General features: G+C 49.0%; 1 protein-coding gene. It reads left to right on the top strand.

The features are described 5' to 3' along the window. Positions 1-101: 101 nt before the first annotated feature. Positions 102-608, top strand: a complete 507-nt coding sequence (locus ACTHUM_RS17015) for a thioredoxin family protein (protein ID WP_107810862.1) — start codon at positions 102-104, stop codon at positions 606-608. The last annotated feature ends 64 nt before the right edge of the window (positions 609-672 follow it).

Below are 672 nucleotides of genomic sequence, written 5' to 3'. Positions count from 1 at the left end.
CTCTTGATGAGCCGCTATTTGAAAACCTCATCGTCAATCTGCTTGTTCCGCTTTTGACCGGCGTGGCAGGGAAAACCGATACAACAGAATAGGAGTAAAGTATGGCCAATTATGCAGAATATTTGGATTTTGATACCGAAGAAGACAAATTGAAACAGCAGCAACTCTATCAGGCGACCGAGCTGTCGGCGCAAACGGTAGCGGAGGTCAAAAAGATCAGCCGTCCGCAACACTGGCTGCTTGCCGCTGCGCCATATTGTCCAGATTGCCGCGTGTTTGTGCCGTTTATTCAAAAAATGGCGGAGTTGAACCCCCGTATCCGCATCAACTATATTGCCCGCAGCGATTTCGACGACAGCAGCCGTTTCGATAATCCGTGCCAACAGGAAATCGTCCGCGCCAATCAAAAAATTCCAGCGCTGTTTTTGATGGGGCATGAAGAGGAAGGGCCTGTGTTTAACGAGTTTCCGCAAGTGGTGTTAAACCAAATTGCGGCAAATGAAACCCGTCGCACGGAATTGCGCGATGCGTACCGTGCCGGCGAATTTAATGCCGATATTGAGGCGCAGATTGTAGCGGCGTTGGCATGGGCAGAGCAGCGTTGTTGAGCAAATATTGCCGGTGTGTGCGCCTATGTTTTGAGCTGTTTTGATATTTTGCTTTGTAATAAAA

The sequence above is a fragment of the Neisseria sp. P0021.S006 genome (assembly GCF_051956895.1).
Note: the sequence above shows the minus strand (reverse complement) of the source record. Positions and strands in the feature narration are given on the sequence as shown.